The organism is Paenarthrobacter ilicis (genome assembly GCF_016907545.1).
GTDB classification, from domain to species: domain Bacteria; phylum Actinomycetota; class Actinomycetes; order Actinomycetales; family Micrococcaceae; genus Arthrobacter; species Arthrobacter ilicis.
This window is the reverse complement of sequence record NZ_JAFBCD010000001.1, coordinates 3,619,784-3,639,725: the sequence shown is the minus strand read 5'-3', so window position 1 is coordinate 3,639,725 and position 19,942 is coordinate 3,619,784. Positions and strand designations below refer to the sequence as shown.

Sequence of the window (19,942 nt, the reverse complement as noted above, 5' to 3'; positions counted from 1 at the left end):
GACTCAGCGGCAAGGACGCGCCTGCTTTGCATAGGTTGCCGTGCGGCGCGACAGGTAAACCCGGACGGAGCTGCCGCTTCCTGCGGACGGCGAGATGCACTGCTGTCGTCGGCCTTACGGAATGGAGGCGTCGTCGTGTCCACCACAGGGACAATGGAGCATGCTCTTCACCAAAAAGTCGCTTACCGATGCAGGCTTCGCAGGCTTTCGAGCCCTGGACGAGCTCGATCCAATGCGCATTCCCATGGGTCCCGGCATCTGGGTCCTGCTTCGCCCCTCAGATTTTGACGTCGCGTTTCTCACCAAGAGCACCGCTGGCACATTCAAGAAGAAGGACCCATCCCTCAGCCGGGACTCCTTGGAAAAAGAGTGGGTAGCCGAAGCCTCCGTGCTCTATATCGGCAAGGCCAGCGCCGGAAGCCATGGCAACCGTGGTCTGCGGAAGCAGATACAGGAATTTCTGGACTACGGCCGTGGGCGGCCCACCGTGGTGTGGGATGCACGGCTTGTCTGGCAACTGCGCGATGCGTTGGACCTGGTGGTTGCATGGAAGGAGCTCCCGGCGTCAGAGGTAAACGCTGCCGAGGCTTCCCTGCACGCCGAATTTGTGGCTTCCTTCGGGCGGCTTCCGTACGCCAACCTCGTCCAAGCACGCTCCAAGAGGTAACGAGTCCCGCGCTTCCACGTGTAGTTCTACGGGCGATAGAATAAGGTGTCTCCCCGCTTTCTACCCGAGGACTCCCATGCAGCCGCGCACCCTGTTCCGTACCGTCGCTTTCGCCGAGGCCGTGACATGGACGCTTTTGTTGATCGGGTTGTTCCTGAAGTACGTCACCAAAACCACGGATATGGGAGTGAGCATCGCCGGTGGCATCCACGGCTTCGTGTTCCTTTGCTACGCCGCCACGGCTGCATTCACCTGGATCAACCAGAAGTGGCCCGCAAAAACCGGTCTTCTTGCCATCGCCTCGGCTGTGATTCCTTATGCCACCGTTCCCATGGAGAAGTCCCTCGACCGGCGTGGACTGCTTGCCGGCGCTTGGCGTTTGGCCGAAGGCGGCGAGACCCCTCGCGGTGGATTCGAGAAGGCACAGGCCTGGGTTTTGAGGAACCCCATTCTGGCCATCGTGGTGACCCTTGTTGCGGTGGGGGCTGTTTTCAGCTTCCTGCTGTTGATGGGCCCTCCCGGCACCTGGTTCTCCTAGACCTGTTCTCCAGGTCCGCACGCGAACCACTGGCCGCTGACTGGCTCGTCGTGGTTCGCAGGCGTTCGGGGGTATTAGAGGAGACTCGCCGCCGTCAGGCTGCTGGATCGTAAAAGCAGGTGGGCGGCCCGACAGGAACCCAATCGTGCCACCCGGGGTTGGCGATCGCCCTCGGCGCACGTTTCCAGATGACGGTTCTTCCTTCCCGGGCGCTGCTGGCCATAGCCGGACAGCTCAAGGTGAGGCACCTGGAGTCCTCAGAATCCGGTCCGTCATCACGGCAATGGAAGTCCGGCATCAGTTGGTACAACCCGTCAGCGGAAACAATGACGCCCTGGTCTGGATAAGCAGAGTCGAAGGCGGCAACTGTCGTCGGGGTGGCGGGTGCCCCCTGCCCGGAGCTGTTCCCGGGACTTTGGCAGGAGCTGAGCAGCGCCATACCTGCCGCCGCCAGGGCAAGGCTGCGCAAGCGGCGGACTTTTGAACCATGAGAAGCAAGAGTTCTTTTCAATTGTGAATCTCCTTCGGTTTGTTGTCGTGCACAATCGGGGTAAAGCTTCATAGCGGTTTTTGGGCACAGTTATCCAAGGCAAATGACATGGAGGACTTGTCAGGCGTCAGCCGTCAGCGTCTGGGCAGCCCCAGGAGTTGGGGTTTTCTTGGCAGGTGTCTGCGACGAGGGCTCGTTGTGTTTTCCAGACGTGGATGGTGGTGGGTGGTGTGGTGAGGTCCAATGTGCCGTTGATGGGTAGGGGTGGGCCGTTGTTGACGGAGTAGGTTCCGGTGTAGGTGGTGGTTACTGCTGCTTGGTAATTGCCGGTTTCTGCGTAGGTGTGGCTGGTTGGTGTTTCGGTGGTCAGCCATTGGGGTTGGGCGATGGGGTATCCGGTGGCTGGTGTTGGTCCCAGGGTGGTGCCGTCCCCGTAGTTGTAGGTGTGGTTGGTGGGGGTGGCTGTGAGGTGGACTGTTTGGCCGAGGATGGTCAGGTCGAAGGTTTGTTGGCCGGTGGTGGTGTAGAAGTTGGTGGGTCCGTCTTTGAGGGTGTTGGGGAAGGGTTGGGCTTGGATGGTGCCCGGGTTGATGGGTAGTTGTCGGAAGTCGTTCAGGATCCGCGCGGCGATATCCGCCAGCACATTTTCGGGTTTCTCGCCGTAAAAACACGTAGGCCCCGTAATTCCGCGGTAGTCAGTCCAGTCAGGGTTTTCGATTGCTTTAGGGGCGCGCTTCCAGATGACGGGCGTACCCTCTTGGCCTCCAGCCTCGGATGGTGGGCATTGGAGGCCCTGGCAACCCAGCTCCCCTCCACCAGCTCGGCAAAAGGTGTCGGGCTTGTATTGATAGGGGTCGTCGCTGGTCAGATTTGCGCCGGCCAGCCTGGGTGTCGACTTTCCGGATTTTGGATCGAACTTCCACAGGGAACCAACATCGATTGATCCCGCAGACCTGTTGATGGTGGCCCAGGTTTCATCATCCGCCGCAAATGCCGGCGCGTGCGATGCGTACAGGACTGTCGCTGCCAGAAGGACGAGTGTGACTCGCCGGAGAGAGTCAGCGAATGACACCCGTGTCCACCACCCTCCACGTCGACTGGAATGAGGCAACGACAGAGAAAGCGTCATTTGTGGCAGGGTCAGCAGGGCGACCCTCTGTGCCGTCTGCGTTGTAATACTTGATGGACTCTTGAACCACCTGCACCGTCGCTTGTTGGGTGGCAGAGGATGTGTCCCAAGTGATGTCTACCTTGGGAGTGCTGATTTCCCCGCCCGAGATCCATCGACCATTTCGGTTACTGTCTGTTGAGGCTTGAATGTAGTATGCACAAGCCTTGCAATCGGACGCGCTCAGGGTACTGAGAACAGAGACATCCCCGGTCTGATCGGCATACTGCCCCACCGCGTACCAATACCCAATAAATGCCTCCAACCCCGCCTCCGAGTTCTCCTTAGCCAACTCCGGCATCACGGGAACCGGCACGTTCTGGGCTTTACCGTGGGCATCGGCCGGCTTGTACACAAGAGGTGTCGATAGCGCAGCAGCCGACACCGAAGGCGACGGTTCAACTGAGGCGGGCAACGCCGTCGTCGTGCTGGTTTCCGAGGGTGGGACGCCCTGAATGGTGGTCCCGCTGCAGCCTGTCAGGAGCATGGCAAGCGCCACGGCGATGGCGCTCAGACAGGCGTTGACAGGCGAAAAAGTGGCATACGAATGGCGTGACATGACGGGCTCCCCAGCAGCTTTTTATGGTGTGGCGGCCAGTCTAAGCAGGCGTCTGCTCCAGAATCATGTCCAAGAATGGGGCCTGTGGACAACCAACAAAATATTCTGCTGGATGATTCGTATCCGGTCAGCAGGAAACCCCCGAGATTTCGCGGTCGAGCGGCTGTGCCAGTGGCGATGATCCAGCAGAATTGCGCGGCCTGCCCGGAAACCTGTCAGCCGATCAGCCGCGCAGCTTGTCCATGTCCCGGCGGTCCTTCTTGGTGGGCCTGCCAGCTCCGCGGTCGCGTTGGGGGAGACCCAGCTTGGGTGCGACCGGTCGGGGAGGGGTGTGGTCAGTGAAGCAGTGCGACGCAGCTTCAGCCCCAACGCGTTTCGCGATCAGCCGCCGCACTTCGAGGATCCGTTCCCACCCTGATTCACGCACACGGATGGTGTCGCCGATGATCACGCTTTGTGAAGCCTTCACAGGGTTGCCATTGACCCGGATGTGCCCTGCCCGGCATGCGGCGGTGGCAGCGGATCGGGTTTTGTAGGCGCGGATAGCCCAGAGCCACGCGTCAACGCGGACATTGGCTGGCGAGGAAGAGGGGATGCTCATGGTCCAAACGAGTCTAGTAGGACCGCTCGCCCGGAGGCAGCAACTACCGCACTGTCACCTCAACTACCTGTGCCATGTTGTTCCCGATGCCCTGATAATTCCAGACCTGCTCCATCGGCTGCAGCGCGCCGGAAGTATCCATGGCACGGCACCGCAACACATGGTCACCGGGGCTGGCCACCCACACCATGGACCACCTCCGCCAAGCAAAATCACCCATGGTGGGTTCCATGTGGGCGGGCATCCATTCGCCGTCGATCCCCACTTCCACACGTTCCACCTCGCCGTGGCCGGACCACGCGCGCCCGTGCAACATCACGGGACCCGCATCCACCACGCGGCGCCGGGTAAAGAAATCGGGTATGCCCGGCGGCACCATCAGAGCGCGCACTCGAATGTGCGTCACGGGCAGGCCGGGTCCGTCGGGCCCCTGCAGATAGTGGTAGGCCACGGCTTGCTGGAACCCCATAAAACGTGAAGTAACAGCCTCGATTGAGGTCAACCACTTCACACTTGCCATCCCGTACCATCCAGGCACCAGCAGCCTCACGGGAAAACCGTGCTGAGGCGGCAAAGGCTGGCCGTTCATGGCGTAAACCAGCAGGACTTCGGGCTGCATCGCCTCGGCGACGGTAAGGCTCCGCGCATACGGTTCTTCCACGCCGTTCTGGATGCCGCGGTCCGCGCCGGTGAAGACGAGCTCGACGGCGTCACCCGCCAAGCCTGCCCCCTCCAACAGGGGCGCCAAGGGAGTCCCGGTCCACTCGGCGGTGCCCACCGCACCGAGGACCCACGGTTGGCTCAGGGGACGCGGTTCCAGCAGCGACCGCCCGTTGCCTGCACATTCCATGGTCACGGGCATGGTGACTGCGGGCCGGGCTTTGAGGTCTTCCAGGCTCAGTTCAAGGCCACGATCCACGGCGCCGCCAAGCCGCAAACGCCAAGTGTCAGCTGCGACGTGCGGGATGTCGAAATGGATCAGCAGATAGTGCAGGCCGGCCGGGGTGATGTCATCCTGCAGGATTTCCAGCGGCATGGAGTGGTTCCTGCCGGCGAGCTGCAGTTCCTCGTGTGTCAGGGGACCGGAGGTGGGCCGACCGGACGGAGTGGCTGTTTCGGCGTCTCTTTTGACGTGGTGTTCGGACATGGGACGGCGGCGTTCTACTGGAAGCTAAACGCTGCGGAGTGCCGCAGCACCTAGGACAAGGATCACGCCGCGGCCGAAGCTGCGTCAATAGCTCGTTGTGGGGCCCGCTCTGCGCGCAAAAGCAAAGACGGAGGGCGCAGAGCGGGCCCCACAACGGAAGGGGACTACCGGCGTCGCAATTCCGGGTACTCGAGGTGCGGGGCCACCGTGCCGGCGTCGCGTTCCAGGAAGTTGACGGCGGGCGCAACGATGTCGTCGATTTCGTCCAGGATTGACTCGCTGAGGACGACGTCGGCCGCTTTCAGGTAGTCGGTCAGGTGCTCTTCGGTGCGTGGTCCAATGATCACGCTGGTCACCGCAGGATGGTTCATGGCGAAAGCAACGGCGAGCTGGATGAGCGTCAGGCCATGCCGGGCCGCCAACTGGGCAAGGGCGTCTGCCGCGTGGAGCTTGGCCTGGTTGAAGGGAGCATTGACATCGAACCTGCCTGGCAGGGCGGAAAAACGCGAACTTTCCGGCTGCCCACCGCCAACCCGGTAACCTCCGGCGAGCCACCCGCCGTCGAGCGGTCCGTAACTCAAGACGCCGACGCCGTACTGCTGGGTGATGGGCAGAACGTCACGTTCGTTGGCGCGCACCAACAGCGAATAGGGAACCTGGTCCACCACGGGAGGGGTCAGGTGATTGGTGTTGGCGATCCACTGGGCCTCCACCAACTGGGCAGGGCTGAACACCGAGGTGCCGTAGTAGAGGATTTTGCCTTGCCGGATGAGGTCGTTCAGGGCAGTGATGGTCTCCAACAGATCAGTGTTGTAGTCCGGCCGATGAGCTTGGTACAGGTCAATCCTGTCCGTGTTCAAGCGGCGCAAGCTGTCCTCCACAGCCCTGACAATCCAGCGGCGGGAGTTGCCCGCGTGCGCAGGGTTGGACCCCATTTGGCCGTGGAACTTGGTGGCCAGGAAAACGTCATCGCGGCGGCTGTGGATCGCCTGTCCCACTACCGTCTCGGACTCGCCTTGGGAGTAGATGTCCGCGGTGTCCACGCTGGTGATGCCGGCGTCCAGGGCAGCCTTGATGATCCTGATGCTGTCGGCAGGACCGGTAGGCGCGGCGCCGTTGCCAAAGTTCAGTGTGCCCAGGGTGAGTGGACTGATCAGGGCGCCAGTGCGTCCAAGCGTACGTAGCTCGTTGATGCTCATGGTGGCTTCCTGTGGAGGGGTGGACCGGATATCTCATCGAGGCTACACAGGGCCTTCCGGGGCACGAACGCAAACGGTAGAACTTCTTCGTTTTTCGTCTTGTGGAGTAACGCTGGTTGTCTTTGTTCGCGATATTTCTTGACATGCGGCAACACAAATGACTTCCGGATCAACAAATATCGCTGAACCGGAAAGCCCGTGAATTATGGGAAAGGAACGCAGGCAACGCACGAAGGGGACAGCGGAATGACACAGACAACAGTGGAAGAATCGGCGGCGATCAAAGCGGCCTTTGCGCAGTTTCCGTCCGGAGTTGCGGCCTTCAGCGCCATGGTGGATTTCACTCCGGAAGCGCTGGTGGCATCGTCCTTCACAGTGGGCGTTTCCTTGGAGCCGCCGTTGGTGATGTTTGCTGTCCAGAACTCGTCCACCACTTGGCCCAAACTCCGCCAGGCAAGCCGTCTCGGTGTTTCGGTTCTTGCCGAGGACCAGGCTGCAGCCGCGCTCCAGCTGGCATCCAAAACCCGCGATCGTTTTGCCGGTTTGGACACCAGCGTGAGCGACTCGGGAGCCGTCTTGATTGATGGGGCTGTTCTGGGCTTCGAATGCGAGGTCGTGTCAGAAACGCCCGCGGGCGATCACGCGATTGTGGTCCTGGAAGTCAAGGCGACAACGGTGAACCTCGAATCCAAGCCACTGATCTACCACGGCGCGGCGTTCCGCCAGCTTGCCGCCTAGGAGTTGCGGCTGGCGCTGCTGAGCGAACCTTTACGAATCGGGCTCGGAGACTTTCCATTCTTGGAAGTGTTCGAGTCCGATTTTTTGTTAGCGCCCGACGTCGGCTTGCCGCCGCCCGTGGCCGGCTTGGCGCCTGCACCGGCAGGCCCCTCAACCTCTCGCACGGTCACCTTGATGGCCGGAGGCTTCTGGGATTTTTCCCGCTCGGCGGCACGCTGATCGGCTTCCGCCACGGCATCCGCCCAGTCCTTGGCCAGCACGGGTGGCTCCTTGGCCGCTGCAACGACTATGGGGTGATGGGCTGTCTGGTGTTCCACCACGGACTTGACTTCAGCTGGTTTGGGGAGCTTGCGGGGGTCAACCTTGGTCTTCCACCCGCCGTCCTTGGCGGACGCCACCGCACTGGCGATCCGGCGTCCTGCCTCTCCCAGGCGGTCCCGCTTGGGAGATGCCACGGAAGGGGCCTCAACCGAGGGCGCAGCGGAAGGTACCTGGGCAGAGCCGGCAGCGTCAGTTACGGCAGGTTCGCGGGGCCGCCCGGAAGGCAAATGAACAATGGGGGTGGTATCCCTCTTGGGGAGCAGCCCGATCATGGCCATGAGGATCACGGACACAAGCCTGCCTATGCCGGCGATGACCAGCGTGATGATGATGATCACCCCGAGACCCAGGAACATGAGCACGGCAAGGCCCAGGGTTCCCACATAGGTCAAGTTGATGGCGAGTGTTGTCGGATCCTCCACGTAGCCCCCCTGGCTGTCGTTTTGTGATGCGCGCATTGCCCACCCAGCTTGCTTATCCAGCGTACGGTCCAGCACCGACGGAATCACGCCGCGCGCCGCTCTCCGGCCGTGTTGTTTCAAAGCTGTTATCTCGCATGCGAAAATATGTTGCCCAGCTCTCATTTACAGCCCTGGATTAGGACTTTTGTGACCATTGACCTGACCCGCCTCCGCAACGGCACCTGCCCCTGCCTCTCGGGGGAGCAGTACCAGGATTGCTGCGGCCGCTTCCACAGCGGAAACGCGGACGCGCCCACAGCGGAGCAGCTCATGAGATCGCGGTATTCGGCGTTTGTCGTCCTGGATTCCGACTACTTGTTGGACACGTGGCATGCGGACACCCGGCCGGCTGCCATGGAGCTGGACCCGGACACCGAATGGCGCCGGCTGGACATCGTCTCCACCCGCAACGGTGGCCCGCTGGACACCAGCGGAACCGTGGAATTTGCTGCGTATTTCAGATCCGACGGCGGTCGCGGAGTCCAGCGCGAAACCAGCCGTTTCGTCCGCGAAGGCAAGCGCTGGTACTACGTGGACGGGGACGTCGCCTAGAACCCGGGGAAGGAGCCCGTCACCGGTATTTTCTGTGCAGGTTCTCCTTGGTTGATGCCCCCGGAGTGGCATCGGCAATCCACGGACCGGTCCCTTCGGATTGGTCCAGCACCCCGTCCTCAAGCCACGTGTAGTCTCCGGCCAGGACCTTGCGGGAGAGTTGGTGGTCGCCGTCGTCGGTATTGCGCCACAGCTGGTCGAAGTATTCGTCCACCCGGACCCGTGCCTGCTCGCAGAAAGCATCGGCCAGTTCGAATGCCCCCGCGCCCTGCGCCGGATTGGTGCGGAGGATCATCTCGGCACGGGAACAGCACGCTGCCATGGCAAAAAGCTCCGCGCCGATGTCCACAATCCGTCCCAGGAACGCCTGCTTGTACTCAAGCTTCGCCTGCCAACGGCCCATGCCGTAGAAAGTTTGCCGTGCCAGCCGGCGGGACGATCGTTCCACGAACCTCAAGTGTCTGCCCAAGCGGCCGAAGTCGCCGAAGGATCGCGGATCCATGCCTGCTCCGGCTACCAGCTTGGGCAACCACCGGGCGTAAAAGCCTGAGGCCCCGACGGCGGCCCGCGCCTTGTCCTGCATGCTTGCGTCCGCTGAGGCCAGGTCACCGGCAGCCGCCAGGTGTGCGTCCACGGCTTCGCGGGCGATCAGCAATTTCATGATCTCGCTGGACCCTTCAAAGATGCGGTTGATCCTGAGATCCCGGAGGAGCTGCTCAGCGGCAACGGCTCGTTCGCCGCGGGCCTCCAGGGAATCGGCCGTTTCATAGCCCCTCCCGCCGCGGATCTGCACGAGTTCGTCGGCAATCCGGCAGCTCAGTTCCGTGGACCAGAGCTTGGCCAGAGCGGCTTCAATGCGGATGTCCTTGAGGCCGGCGTCCGCCATTTCCGCTGACAACTCAAACACTGCCTCCAACGCGAAGGTGGTGGCGGCGATAAAGGCGATCTTCTTGCCCACCGCCTCGTGCTCGCCCACCGGCCTGCCCCACTGCGTCCGGGCGTTTGACCATTCACGGGCGATCTTGAGGCTCCATTTTCCGGCGGCCACGCACAGCCCGGGTATGGACAGCCGTCCTGTGTTAAGGGTGCTCAGTGCGATCTTCAGCCCTTGGCCTTCGCGCCCCAATCGGTTGGCCACAGGGACACGGACCTGGTGAAACCGGGTCACTCCGTTTTCGATTCCGCGCAGGCCCATGAACGCGTTCCGGTTCTCAACCGTGATCCCGGGGGAATCCATCTCCACCACAAATGCCGTGATGCCTCCCCTGTGCCCGGTTCCGTCGGAGTCCGTGTGCGCGGGGACCCGGGCCATGACCACCACAAGTTCGGCAATCACGCCATTGGTGGTCCACAGCTTCACGCCCTCCAGAAGGTAAGAACCGCCGTCGTCCGAGAGCACGGCAGTGGCGCCCATCCGCGCGGGGTCGCTGCCGACGTCGGGCTCTGTCAGAAGGAAAGCCGTCACGGCCCCCGCGGCGCAACGCGGCAGGTACTCCTTTTTCTGCTCCGGGGTACCGAATTCCTTGACGGGCTCGGGAACGCCGATGGATTGGTGGGCGGAGATCAGGGCGCCCAGGCTTGGATGGACGGATCCCAGGAGAGCCAGTGCGCGGCCGTAGTACACCAGGGAAAGCCCCAGACCGCCGTATTCGCGCGGAATTTTCATGCCGAAGACGCCCAGATCGGCCAGGCCGGTGAGGTATTGGTCCGGGATTTTGGCATCGCGTTCTATGACCCGGCCGGACATGGTTTTGGCGAACGCTTCCAAACGGACCACGAACGCCTCGCCGCGCTCCACATCGCCGGCTTTCGCTTGCGGCCAGGGGTGGATCAGGCTGAGGTCGAAGCTTCCCAAGTACAGGCCTTTGGCGAAGCTCGGCCGGTTCCACTCTGTTTCGCGGGCGGCTTCAGCCACGGCGCGGGCTTCCTCTGCGGAGGCGTTGACGCTGGCGGCATTGAGGCTGTTGTCAGTGGCGGACGTCATGGGATTACTCCTCTATCCGGTTTCCGGATGGAGCCAGGGTCCGCCGGGGGTGGGAACCCTTCAGCTGTCCCTCAAGGCTACCCGCGGGTAGCTACCCGTGCCAGAGGAAATCTGGGGTTGGAATTCGGCGGGGATTTCAACCTGTCCGGCATGGTGGACCACGCGGTCCCAGGCGAAATTGATGCCGTGGACCAAGGTGCCCAGGACGCCCTTGACGGCGTACCAAGCCAGCCCGCCGGCCCCAACCAAGACAATCGTTGCCATGGCCGCGACGGCTATGAATGCCACCAGCAGGGCAGCAAAAAAGAGCGTTGCGATCACTACATAGGTGCCGGTTTCAAGCGCAGTAACATCGAAATCCATGGTTCCCCCCTGGGCGACGGTGCGTGGGTCGGCGCGGCGTGGCGGCGTCGATGCTCTGAGACTAGGGGTGCTTATGCGTTCCGGCCAGAGCTGGAGCGCGCCGCCGGGGCGTTGATACGGGATCGAAACCATACCCGGCGGTAGGTTACGGAATGGTTGCGGCGGGCGCCGTGGATACGTTCGACGGCGGCATCCAGTGCTGCTCCGCCCTCCCGGCGACGCTCTGCGTTAACCTTGTACGGGGCAGTTTTCGCTGCCAGCCAGGTTTCGCAGCAGCTGAAGGAGAGTAATTGTCCCGCTCAGCCATGTCCTCGGCAGATGCGATCGGCGCCAGGCTCCGTGACCTGGAGCAACTGACCAAAGGTCCTGCCTGGGCGTTGACGCGTTCGGCGCCGTGGGTCATCGCGGTGCTTCAGGCTTCCTTTACCCGCACCCGCCCGCAGCTTCCGTTGGAAGAGTTCCACGCCGACGTCGACGCTTTCCTGGAGCAGCTCCGCCGGCAGGATCCGGCGCTGGGCGGCCAGCAGAACGGCAAACTGTTCGGGGACGAATGGACGCGCAAGCAGTTCCTGACCCGCCGGAACCAGTCGGGGCAAATTGTTTACGAAGTGACCGAACCCGCAGCGCGCGTGCTGGCGTTCCTGGACAGCCTCTCCAGCGAGCGTTCCACGCTGAACGGTTCGCGGCTGGGTACGCTCCTGGGCGATGTTGAAAAGCTGGCGAATGAGACCAACCCGGACCAGAGCGCCCGGCTTGAGGCTCTTGAGGAGGAGATCCAGGAGCGCCAACAACTGGTGGAGGACATCAGTTCCGGCGAGTTTGACGGACTTCTGGATGACGAAGACGCAGTGGAAGCGGCAGGCAACATTCTTGACCTTGCCGCGAGCCTTCCCGCGGATTACAAGAAAATGCGTGACCGCATTGAAGAGTTGGTGGGCGAGCTCCGCAACCAGATCATCGAGGAATCGCTGAGCAAGGGTGCCACCATGGCCCAGGTGCTTGAGGCGGACAAGCGGCTGCGGCAAAGTCCGGAGGGCCGGACCTTCCGTTCCTTCACGGCTTTCCTTGAGGATCCACAGCAGCAACTGCGGTTCCGATCGGCGATCGGGGAGGTCCTCAGCCGGCAGTTCGCCGATGATCTCTCGCCTGAGGACCGGGAAACACTGAAGAACCTGGTGGCCGAGCTGCGTTACCAGCACGGCCAGATCCAGCGGATTTACGGCAAGTTGTCCGAGAGCCTGAATACGTACATCCAAAGCGATGACGTGCGGCAGTCCGTGAGCCTCCGCAAGGTTCTGGCCGAAGCTGAACAGGCCATCCGCGCCTTGCCCTACGAGCGCGACCGCCCGGGACTGGTGCGTGGACCTGTCCTCTACAACGCCGGCTTCGAGTCCTTGGCCATGGTCAAACTCTTCGACCCGGACGAGTTCGCCACCCCGCCCCGCTTGGCGGACCCCATTGCTTTCAGCGATTCGGACCGCGCCCGCTCGGCCCGCACGGGCAAAGCCAAACCGGCGGTGCTCCGGGCCGCGATGGCCGGGGCCGGAACGGTGGGCGATGCTTGGGAAAACCTTCCCGCCGAAGAACGCCATATCAACACCGTCCGCGCCATTCTCTCCATGGCTTTGCAGGACGGCGCCGGCTTCAACAGGGCTACGTGGGAACACCTTGACTTCGAACAAATCGACGGCAGCATCCGCACGGCATACCTGCCGGTCGTCACGCTGAATGAGGACTCTGATGACTGAGGAAATCACGACGACGGACCCCACCCAGGAGGGCGGCGTCACCGACGAGACCCCTGAGGTGCCTGCGGAGGCAGCCCATGTGGACCCCTTCCGCGTCACGCCGCGGGATTCTTTTGTTGACGGCGCCGCGCTGTTCCCGGGTGACACGGGGGTGCTTCCGTTGAAGGTCCGGCACGCCCTGGTAAAGCTCCTGAAGGGTCCGTACATCGACGGGGGCCGTGATGAAAAGTTGTGGACCACCCTCCTGGACAACCAGCTGATCCTTCGCAGCCGCTTGTCTGAGCTGTTCCTCACCCTGCAACTGGACCACGACCGCAAGATTGCCGTTCTCCGTCCCGTGGATCCCGAGATCATTGGTGCCAGTTCCCGTTCCAGCATCCTCCGCCAGCAGCGGGCACTCAGCAGGGTGGAAACCATCGTGTTGCTGCGCCTGCGTCTGTTGTTGGACCGGCATGTCACCGCGCAGACCGATCCCACCATCACCCGCGAGGAAATTTCCGACCTCGTGGCCAACTACACGCCGGCCGGCCAGCAGGATGCCTTGCGCGACTCGGACGTCGTGACCCGGACCATCAACAAGCTCCTGGCCCGTCAACTCCTCCTCCCCACCCCGCTGGAGGACACCTTCACCATCAGCAACGCGCTGCCGCTGGCCCTTCCGTTCGAGAACATCGGTGACATACCGGCGCAGATCGAGGCGTTGGTGGCAGTGACGGCAGACGAATCCGGAACCGAGCCGTTGCTGGACCTGGACTCGCCGGACTCCGCCGCTGAAGACGACGACGGCGACGCCGGAACCGCCGCGGACGCACCAACTGAAGGACAAACCAAGTGACCATCGCAAGCATGCTCCCCCTGGGTGAGCTCACCAATCCCGGCCAGATGCGGCTCGCTTTGGTGCAGGTGGTCAACTGGGGCACGTTCCACGGCGCCCACACCATGCACGTGGACCGGAACGGCACCCTGCTGACGGGCAACTCCGGCGTGGGCAAATCCACCTTGTTCGATGCAATGCTCCGCGTTTTCGATGCCCGGCCGCGTTCAAACGAGGCAGCAGCGCAGCGTTCGGGTGGTGCTGTGGAGGACAAGAGGACCACGTTCACCTATATGCGCGGGAAGGTAGGTGATAAGGCCGTTGGGGACAGCTCGGCCAGTGCCTTCCAGCGCCCCGGTGCCACCTGGTCCGCCGTCGCTCTGACGTTCGACAACGCCGCCGGCACCAAGGTGACCGTGTCGGCCCTGTTTGACCTGCCCAAAAACGGCACGGAGTCCAGCGTCGGCCGCTTCTACGTGATCGACAGCAAACCCCTGGACCTGGAAGCGATCGAAGGAATCGCGCAGAAGCGGTTCACCAAGGGTGCGTTGGAAGGGATCTTCCCGGACGGCCAGGTGTTCGATGTCCACAAGGCGTTCGCCGAGCGTTTCCGCCGGCTCCTGGGCATCAACTCCGACCAGGCGTTGCCGTTGCTCCGCGTGATCCAGGCAGGCAAGGGCCTGGGTGGCAGCGTCAACACGTTCTTCCGCGATCAGGTGCTGGATGCACCCGCCACGCTGGCCGCTGCGGATGATGTAGTGGAGGAGTTCAGCAACCTCATGTCCATCAGGCAGAGGTTGGAGGATGTCCGGCAGCAGCGCGATCAGCTGGCCCCCGTTCCGGCACTCAACAAGGAGTACGCTCAAGCCCTCCTGGATGCCAACCGCCTCCGTGAGCTGGCCGGCGAGGAGTTCGAGGCCTACAAACAACAGCTCGCCGTGACGGTCCACGCCAAAACGTTGGCGCGCTACAAAGAGCTGGCACAGTCCAAGGCCCAGGAATTGACAGCTGAGCGTGCAGTTCGGGATGCCTTGTCCAAGGAACTCCGCGAGCTTGAGCTGGATTACAACAACCGTGGCGGCAACGCGATTTCGGCCATTGAACAGTCTTTGGAGAACGCCAAGGTCGGGCTGAAGCTGCGTCAACAAGTGGAGGAGGCCGCCCGCAAGGCCCTGGCCGACGCCGGGTTGAACCTGGAATGGTCCGCTGAGGGCTGGGAGCAGGCACACGAGCAAGCTGCCGCCCGCTCGGCGGAGTTGAAGGACGATTCCGAAGCCTTGAAAGAGCTCCGTTTCGAAGCCTTCGACGGCCACGCCACCAAAAAGCGTGAACTGGCCGCGGCTGAACAGGAATTGCTGTCCTTGCGGACGCGCAAATCCCTGTTGCCGCCGTCCAGCATTGAAAACCGTGCGGCCATTGCTGCAGCCACGGGCGTACCTGAAGAGCGGATGCCCTTTGGCGGCGAACTGATCGACCTCGCGGAGGGACAGGAACAGTGGCGGCCCGCGGCGGAACGCGCCCTCCGCAACCTGGCCACCACGCTGCTGGTTCCGGGCGAACACTTTGCCGCAGTAACGCGGTACCTGAATGACAACAAGGTCCGTGGCGCTTTGCGCGCAGTGGACGTCTCAAAGCCGCTCGCCGGCGGCGCCCTGGCTGTGGAGGATGCGTCCGACGGTGACCTCTTGACCAAGCTGAGCATTCTCACTTTTGGGGCCAACGCCGACGCCGGCGAATGGATCCGCGAGCGGATCGCCGTGGACTTCGCGTACCCGTGCGTTGAAAACCCGGACCAGTTGGCGTCCCTGGACAAGGGATTGAGCCTGGGCGGTGTGGTCAAACGCAACCGGCACACGGTGGAGAAGGATGATCGCTTCACCAGCCGCCAGGATTACGTCCTGGGCTTTGACAATGCCTCGAAACTGGAGCTGGTGGCGGCCAGGGTGGGAGAGCTGGAAAACGAACTCGCCAAGGCCGCGGAACTCGCGCAAAGCCGCGAAGACTCCCACCAAGGCATGGCCCGTCAGCTGGAAGCACTTCGTCGGGTTGCCGAGGATGAGCGGCCCTGGGAGCAGGTTTCTGCTGCCGTCGCCGCGGACGAGTTGGCTCGGATCGAGCAACGGTTGGCAGATGCCCTGGCAGCACAGGCCGATCTTGAGCCGCTGCGTGCCACCATTGAGTCCGTTCGGGAGAAGCAGCAGTCCTCCACAGGTGCCGCGGCAGTGCTGCAGAGCGAATACAAAGCGCTCGACCATCAGATGACCACCGCTGACGGCCTGCTCGATGCCGCACGGCTCAAACTCGAGCAAGCTCCGCCGTCGGCCGCCACGGTGACCGCGCTGGAACCGTACTTTACCGGCGTCGCAGACATTTCGGAGCTGTACCAGCTGGACAACCTGGCCAACAGCGTCCGCAACAAGCTCTTGGACGAACTTCATGCCGCGGAGTCACGCGGCCAGGCGACTGCCGAGCGGTTGACCCGCATGTTTGAAGCATTTGTACGTGACTGGGGGAGCGCCATCAGCGCCGATCACGGCACGTCGATCGGTGCTGCCGGCGACTTCGAAGCCCGGTACCACGCGATTGTCAGCGACGGCTTGCCGGCCCAGGAAGCCGAGTTCCGGCGGTTCTTCAACCAGCGCACGCATGAATCCTTCAGCACGCTCCTGCATCTGCTGGACGAGGAACGGCGGAGCATCACCAGCCGCATCTTGCCCCTGAACGGCATCCTGTCCCAGGTGAACTTCCATGAGGGAAGCTACCTGGAACTGGACATCAAGCAGACGCTTCCACCCACGGCCAAGTTGTTCAAGGACGCTATCCAGAACGCGTTGAAGGCCAAGCACTCCCGGCCAGCCCGCGGCGCTTCAGCCCCAGCTGCGGAGATGGACGACGACGCCGAACTCACCGCCCGCTACAAGTCACTGGAAAGCCTGGTCAAACGGCTCGGATCCCAGACTCCCGAGGACCGCCGCTGGCGCGCGGAAGTACTTGACGTCCGCGGGCACTTGTTCATCCAATGCAAGGAACACCGCGAGGTGGCCAAGGCCGTTCCGACAGGAAAAGCAGCTCCAGCCGGAAAGACCGGCAAGAAGAAGACCGAGGTCTTCATGCATGCCGACACCGGATCCATGTCCGGCGGTGAGCGTCAGCGCTTTACGGCGTTCATCATGGCCGCTGCCCTCAGCTACCAGTTGGGCATTGCCGAGCAGGGCTTCACCACCTACGGCACGGTCATGATGGATGAGGCATTCGTCCTGGCTTCCGAAGAATTTGCGGGTGCCGGGATCAAGGCGCTTCACGAATTCGGATTCCAGCTGTTGCTGGCTGCGCCCGAAAATGTGATCGACCTGTCCCGGCACCTCGGCTCTGTCACGGAGATCCTCAGGGACAAACGGACCAACCGCTCCGGGGTTCTGACGGCCCCGGTGATCTCAGGTCCGGGTGAGCCCGGAGCCTGGCGATCCGAAGCCAACCCCGTGGACATCGTCCTGCGGTAGTTTCAGCTGGCCACTTGGCCGGGCCACTCCGGTCATTTTGCCCGGCGCTTCGAGTCGCCCAGCACCCTGTCCAGGAACAATGCGGTCCGCTCTCCAAGACCTGCTATTTGGCGGTCCACCACCACGGCGGGATCAGGATTGATTTCGTTGACGGGCGGAGCCTTGCGGACGTTGGTGCTGCAACTGAATTCCGCGCAGATCAGCGTGCCCACCGTGTTGCCGTCCTTTCCTGACTGGCCAGCCTTCTTGGCCACCCAGAGGTATACGTCTTCTTTGGAGTAGACGTCGCGGCAGAGTTCGCAGAGGACAACGCGCTTTTTGCCGGAGCCGCCCTCAGGGGCCCTCAGCAGGATGCCGGTGAGCTTGCCTTGGTGTTCAACAACCAAATAGCCACGCTGCGGCATTTTTTCGTCCCGCCATCCCAGGAACTCCAGGTTGTCCCAGTCCAGCGTGTCAAAGGTGGTGGGGAGGTTGAGTTTTGCAGCCTCGGAGCGGCTGGCATTGATGAAGGACGAACGGATTTGCTGGGCGGTGATTTTCTGCATGGCAGTGCTTCTTTCGGAAAAGTTCGACGTCGGCGCGCGCTGAAGGGCGCGCCGGATGGCACGGGGCGTCGGTCACCGAAGGGAAGCACTGTGGGGAACCCCAGGCAGGGTTCTGACCAGCGAAAGTGGTGCTCTAGGAAGGGACCGACGTGCGGGGAAGTGCCAAGCAGGCCAAAGCGGCCACCTCGCCAACCATGGCAGCGGCAACTGAAACAGCGCGCATGCTCATCCCCTCGTCGTGATTCCTGGAAGCGGTAGTCCGCTGCCGCTATCTTCCCAAAACCCACGCGCCGCTGTCCACCTCTGGGCCTTTTAGCGGCAAAGATGCCCTGTCGCCGGCAGTGCGTTGGAAGATAGAATGTGCTTTTAGGGGGAATTATGGAGTGGATAGTTTTAGGCGTCGGCGCATTGGTCATCATTATTGGATCCATTTGGCGGGACATTGCCAGAAAGTCGGTACGACCGCCTCGGGGATCCGATCCAGATTCGGAGCGCGAGCTCCGCGATTTTCACCGCGGGCGTACCTTAGGCCATTCGCATTTCGTTGGGCTGGATAACACCGGTCATCGCCGCTAGCCCGCTGGCTGTCCCGCTCCCGTTTAGCCCGGGCGAGCTTTTGCAAGAGCCTGAACTCAGGGTCTCGCAATCCCTGAGTTCGAGACACATGGGTGCGATATGGCCTCTTTCAGGCGTCCGGTGGAGGATCCTTCAGCGGGCACTCTTGACAGTATGTCCAGGATCGCATGAAGCCTCCTCACAGTCGTGGGCGGTCGCGCCCTTGCGGTTCGGCGCTACACGTGCCGCTAGGCTGTAAGGAATAGGACAGTTTAACTCGTCAATCTTCAAACAACTGGGCATGGGGGCAGCAGTTGAATACGGAAATCATCGCGATCATTGTCTTGGTCGTCATTGTTGTGATGTTCGGAGTCGGGTCCTACCTCGTAAACGATATCCGACGTAAGAAGTGAAGCGTCGGGAACTTTGACCGGAGGCAAATGTGATCAGGATTCTTGGGGGTAATGCACGTACCGAAATCGTCAGGGGCGGCTGGGACGCAGACTACCAATGGATCGTCTTCGCTGTAGTAGGAGCAGTTTTCCTCGCCATCATAATCGCGGCCGTGCGCACCTACATTCGACGCAGAAGATAACCCCAGATCATTGGGCAGACAAAGTGAGCCCGCTAGCTGATCGTTTACCGGGACGCCTCGAAAAGAACGAGGTCTGACCGACCGTTGTCGGCGGTCACTCAGTGAATCTCCGCGACTCGGGCGATCGGCCAGAAGTTGAGAGCCTCGTGCATCCTGATGGATGCAGTGTTGTGTTCGTTCGTGAAGTAGTACGCAGTCGAATCCCGGGACCGTGACATGCGTCTCACTTCACCCACTTTTTGGAATACGTGACGCAAACGTTTCGTAATTATCCAGAGGGTAGGCTAGCCTTACTTAGGTTCGCATCACTTACCTAAGGAGTCCCGTGGCTTCCCTTCTCCCACGCCGCGCCCTGCTCAAGACAGCAGGAACCGCGACGGCCGCCCTGGCCGCCGTCGCCCTCACCCTCACTGGCTGCTCCACCGGCCCGGCCACCACGTCGCCGGCGTCTGAGCAGGCCGAGTCCGCGGCTTTCCCCGTGACCATCAAAAACGTCTTCGGCGAGACCACCATCAAGGAACAGCCCAAGCGCGTAGTCACCGTTTCGTGGGTCAATGACGATGTCGCGATTGCTTTGGGTGTCGTTCCTGTGGGTGTGCCCAAGAACGAATGGGGCAATAACGACAAGGGCTCAACCCCCTGGAAGGACGCCGCACTGGAGAAGCTCGGTGCAGGTTTCGGCACGGACAAGGCTCCCGTCCAGTACTCCGAGGCAGATGGCATCAACTTCACCGAGATCGCCAAGCTCAACCCGGACGTCATCCTGGCCGCCTACTCAGGCTTGGAAGAAGCTGATTACAAGAAGCTCAGCGAAATCGCTCCCGTGGTGGCCCAGCCGGAGCTCGCGTACGGCACCCCGTGGCAGGAAAGCACCACCCTGATCGGCAAGGCCTTGGGCAAGGAAGCTGAAGCCAAGAAGCTGGTTGAAGACACCGAGTCAACTGTCAAGGACAAGGTTTCCAAGTTCCCGCAGATCAAGGACAAGACCTTCATCTACGGCAACCTCGAGCCTGCCAAGGGTGACGGCGCCAACGTCTACACCGCCATCGACAACCGCCCCCGTTTCCTCTCCGAAATCGGCATGAAGCTGGCCCCCGTGGTTGAAGAGAACACCAAGAGCAAGACCGAATTCTTCATTCCCTGGTCTGCTGAAAAGGCCAATGAGCTGGAATCAGACATCTTCGTGACCTGGGTCCCCGACGCTTCCACGGCCGATGCCATCAAGGCAGACCCCCTGCTCGGCCAGATCCCGGCCATCAAGAAGGGTGCCCTGGTTGCCGACTCGGACCAGACGCTAACGCTCTCCATCTCCGCTTCTTCGCCGCTCAGCCTGCCGTGGGCACTGGATACCTTCCTCCCGCAGCTGGGTAAAGCAGCAGACGCAGCAGGCAAGTAAC

The 19,942-nt window shown here is 62.1% G+C and carries 17 protein-coding genes; 8 read left to right on the top strand and 9 right to left on the bottom strand.

Annotated elements, in window-relative coordinates; genetic code table 11:
* Positions 1-160: 160 nt before the first annotated feature.
* A complete protein-coding gene (locus tag JOE60_RS16600) occupies positions 161-667 on the top strand; it encodes a hypothetical protein (protein WP_167268790.1) in 507 nt (168 codons plus the stop codon).
* A 76-nt stretch (positions 668-743) separates the two neighbouring features.
* Positions 744-1,205, top strand: coding sequence for a DUF3817 domain-containing protein (locus JOE60_RS16595; protein WP_167268793.1), 462 nt, complete (start codon positions 744-746; stop codon positions 1,203-1,205).
* A 617-nt stretch (positions 1,206-1,822) separates the two neighbouring features.
* Here JOE60_RS16595 and JOE60_RS16590 read toward each other — a convergent pair.
* The 5 genes from JOE60_RS16590 to JOE60_RS16570 form a co-directional block, all read right to left on the bottom strand.
* Entirely contained in the window at positions 1,823-2,767 is a 945-nt protein-coding gene (locus tag JOE60_RS16590; protein ID WP_338112592.1) for a hypothetical protein, read from the bottom strand.
* Complete coding sequence (locus JOE60_RS18430) at positions 2,754-3,422, bottom strand: DUF6318 family protein (protein ID WP_239528894.1); 669 nt, start codon at positions 3,420-3,422, stop codon at positions 2,754-2,756. The genes JOE60_RS16590 and JOE60_RS18430 overlap by 14 nt, the downstream gene beginning before the upstream one ends.
* A 223-nt stretch (positions 3,423-3,645) precedes the next feature.
* Positions 3,646-4,023 (bottom strand): RNA-binding S4 domain-containing protein, encoded by a 378-nt coding sequence (locus tag JOE60_RS16580; RefSeq protein ID WP_167268795.1) that lies wholly within the window; start codon positions 4,021-4,023, stop codon positions 3,646-3,648.
* 43 nt (positions 4,024-4,066) lie between these two features.
* Positions 4,067-5,170 carry a sulfite oxidase gene (locus tag JOE60_RS16575; protein WP_167268798.1) on the bottom strand — a complete coding sequence of 368 codons (1,104 nt, stop codon included), beginning with the start codon at positions 5,168-5,170 and terminating at the stop codon, positions 4,067-4,069.
* 164 nt (positions 5,171-5,334) lie between these two features.
* The gene (locus JOE60_RS16570) at positions 5,335-6,369 is read right to left on the bottom strand and encodes an aldo/keto reductase (RefSeq protein WP_167268800.1); all 1,035 of its coding nucleotides are present in this window, start codon (positions 6,367-6,369) and stop codon (positions 5,335-5,337) included.
* Between the two features lie 246 nt (positions 6,370-6,615).
* On the opposite strand from JOE60_RS16570, the gene JOE60_RS16565 reads away from it, so the two are divergent.
* Positions 6,616-7,107: a flavin reductase family protein gene (locus JOE60_RS16565; protein WP_167268801.1), complete on the top strand. Its 492-nt coding sequence runs from the start codon at positions 6,616-6,618 to the stop codon at positions 7,105-7,107.
* Here JOE60_RS16565 and JOE60_RS16560 read toward each other — a convergent pair.
* Positions 7,104-7,850 (bottom strand): hypothetical protein, encoded by a 747-nt coding sequence (locus tag JOE60_RS16560; RefSeq protein ID WP_167268802.1) that lies wholly within the window; start codon positions 7,848-7,850, stop codon positions 7,104-7,106. The genes JOE60_RS16565 and JOE60_RS16560 overlap by 4 nt on opposite strands.
* Before the next feature lie 186 nt (positions 7,851-8,036).
* Between JOE60_RS16560 and JOE60_RS16555 the strand changes: the two genes are divergently transcribed.
* Entirely contained in the window at positions 8,037-8,441 is a 405-nt protein-coding gene (locus JOE60_RS16555; RefSeq protein ID WP_314325022.1) for a YchJ family protein, read from the top strand.
* A gap of 19 nt (positions 8,442-8,460) precedes the next feature.
* Here JOE60_RS16555 and JOE60_RS16550 read toward each other — a convergent pair whose 3' ends face one another.
* Both JOE60_RS16550 and JOE60_RS16545 read right to left on the bottom strand, forming a co-directional pair.
* Positions 8,461-10,425 (bottom strand): acyl-CoA dehydrogenase family protein, encoded by a 1,965-nt coding sequence (locus JOE60_RS16550; protein ID WP_167268807.1) that lies wholly within the window; start codon positions 10,423-10,425, stop codon positions 8,461-8,463.
* Between the two features lie 60 nt (positions 10,426-10,485).
* Positions 10,486-10,788 (bottom strand): hypothetical protein, encoded by a 303-nt coding sequence (locus tag JOE60_RS16545; RefSeq protein ID WP_167268810.1) that lies wholly within the window; start codon positions 10,786-10,788, stop codon positions 10,486-10,488.
* A gap of 290 nt (positions 10,789-11,078) precedes the next feature.
* Between JOE60_RS16545 and JOE60_RS16540 the strand changes: the two genes are divergently transcribed.
* From JOE60_RS16540 to JOE60_RS16530, 3 genes are read left to right on the top strand one after another with little or no spacing between them, the layout of a single operon-like run.
* Entirely contained in the window at positions 11,079-12,536 is a 1,458-nt protein-coding gene (locus JOE60_RS16540; RefSeq protein WP_167268812.1) for a DUF3375 family protein, read from the top strand.
* Positions 12,529-13,371: a DUF4194 domain-containing protein gene (locus JOE60_RS16535; protein WP_167268815.1), complete on the top strand. Its 843-nt coding sequence runs from the start codon at positions 12,529-12,531 to the stop codon at positions 13,369-13,371. Before JOE60_RS16540 ends, JOE60_RS16535 begins: the two co-directional genes overlap by 8 nt.
* A complete protein-coding gene (locus JOE60_RS16530; RefSeq protein WP_167268818.1) occupies positions 13,368-16,850 on the top strand; it encodes an ATP-binding protein in 3,483 nt (1,160 codons plus the stop codon). Before JOE60_RS16535 ends, JOE60_RS16530 begins: the two co-directional genes overlap by 4 nt.
* Before the next feature lie 32 nt (positions 16,851-16,882).
* Here JOE60_RS16530 and JOE60_RS16525 read toward each other — a convergent pair whose 3' ends face one another.
* Positions 16,883-17,395 carry an FBP domain-containing protein gene (locus JOE60_RS16525; RefSeq protein ID WP_167268821.1) on the bottom strand — a complete coding sequence of 171 codons (513 nt, stop codon included), beginning with the start codon at positions 17,393-17,395 and terminating at the stop codon, positions 16,883-16,885.
* 1,475 nt (positions 17,396-18,870) lie between these two features.
* On the opposite strand from JOE60_RS16525, the gene JOE60_RS16520 reads away from it, so the two are divergent.
* Positions 18,871-19,941, top strand: coding sequence for an iron-siderophore ABC transporter substrate-binding protein (locus JOE60_RS16520; protein ID WP_167268824.1), 1,071 nt, complete (start codon positions 18,871-18,873; stop codon positions 19,939-19,941).
* Position 19,942: the final 1 nt, after the last annotated feature.

Excerpts from the sequence above, each read along its gene's own strand:
- JOE60_RS16525 (WP_167268821.1), bottom strand. The coding sequence starts at position 17,395 with ATGCAGAAAATCACCGCCCAGCAAATCCGTTCGTCCTTCATCAATGCC.
- JOE60_RS16565 (WP_167268801.1), top strand. The coding sequence starts at position 6,616 with ATGACACAGACAACAGTGGAAGAATCGGCGGCGATCAAAGCGGCCTTT.
- JOE60_RS16570 (WP_167268800.1), bottom strand. The coding sequence starts at position 6,369 with ATGAGCATCAACGAGCTACGTACGCTTGGACGCACTGGCGCCCTGATC.
- JOE60_RS16535 (WP_167268815.1), top strand. The coding sequence starts at position 12,529 with ATGACTGAGGAAATCACGACGACGGACCCCACCCAGGAGGGCGGCGTC.
- JOE60_RS16600 (WP_167268790.1), top strand. The coding sequence starts at position 161 with ATGCTCTTCACCAAAAAGTCGCTTACCGATGCAGGCTTCGCAGGCTTT.
- JOE60_RS18430 (WP_239528894.1), bottom strand. The coding sequence starts at position 3,422 with ATGTCACGCCATTCGTATGCCACTTTTTCGCCTGTCAACGCCTGTCTG.
- JOE60_RS16595 (WP_167268793.1), top strand. The coding sequence starts at position 744 with ATGCAGCCGCGCACCCTGTTCCGTACCGTCGCTTTCGCCGAGGCCGTG.
- JOE60_RS16575 (WP_167268798.1), bottom strand. The coding sequence starts at position 5,170 with ATGTCCGAACACCACGTCAAAAGAGACGCCGAAACAGCCACTCCGTCC.
- JOE60_RS16550 (WP_167268807.1), bottom strand. The coding sequence starts at position 10,425 with ATGACGTCCGCCACTGACAACAGCCTCAATGCCGCCAGCGTCAACGCC.
- JOE60_RS16580 (WP_167268795.1), bottom strand. The coding sequence starts at position 4,023 with ATGAGCATCCCCTCTTCCTCGCCAGCCAATGTCCGCGTTGACGCGTGG.
- JOE60_RS16545 (WP_167268810.1), bottom strand. The coding sequence starts at position 10,788 with ATGGATTTCGATGTTACTGCGCTTGAAACCGGCACCTATGTAGTGATC.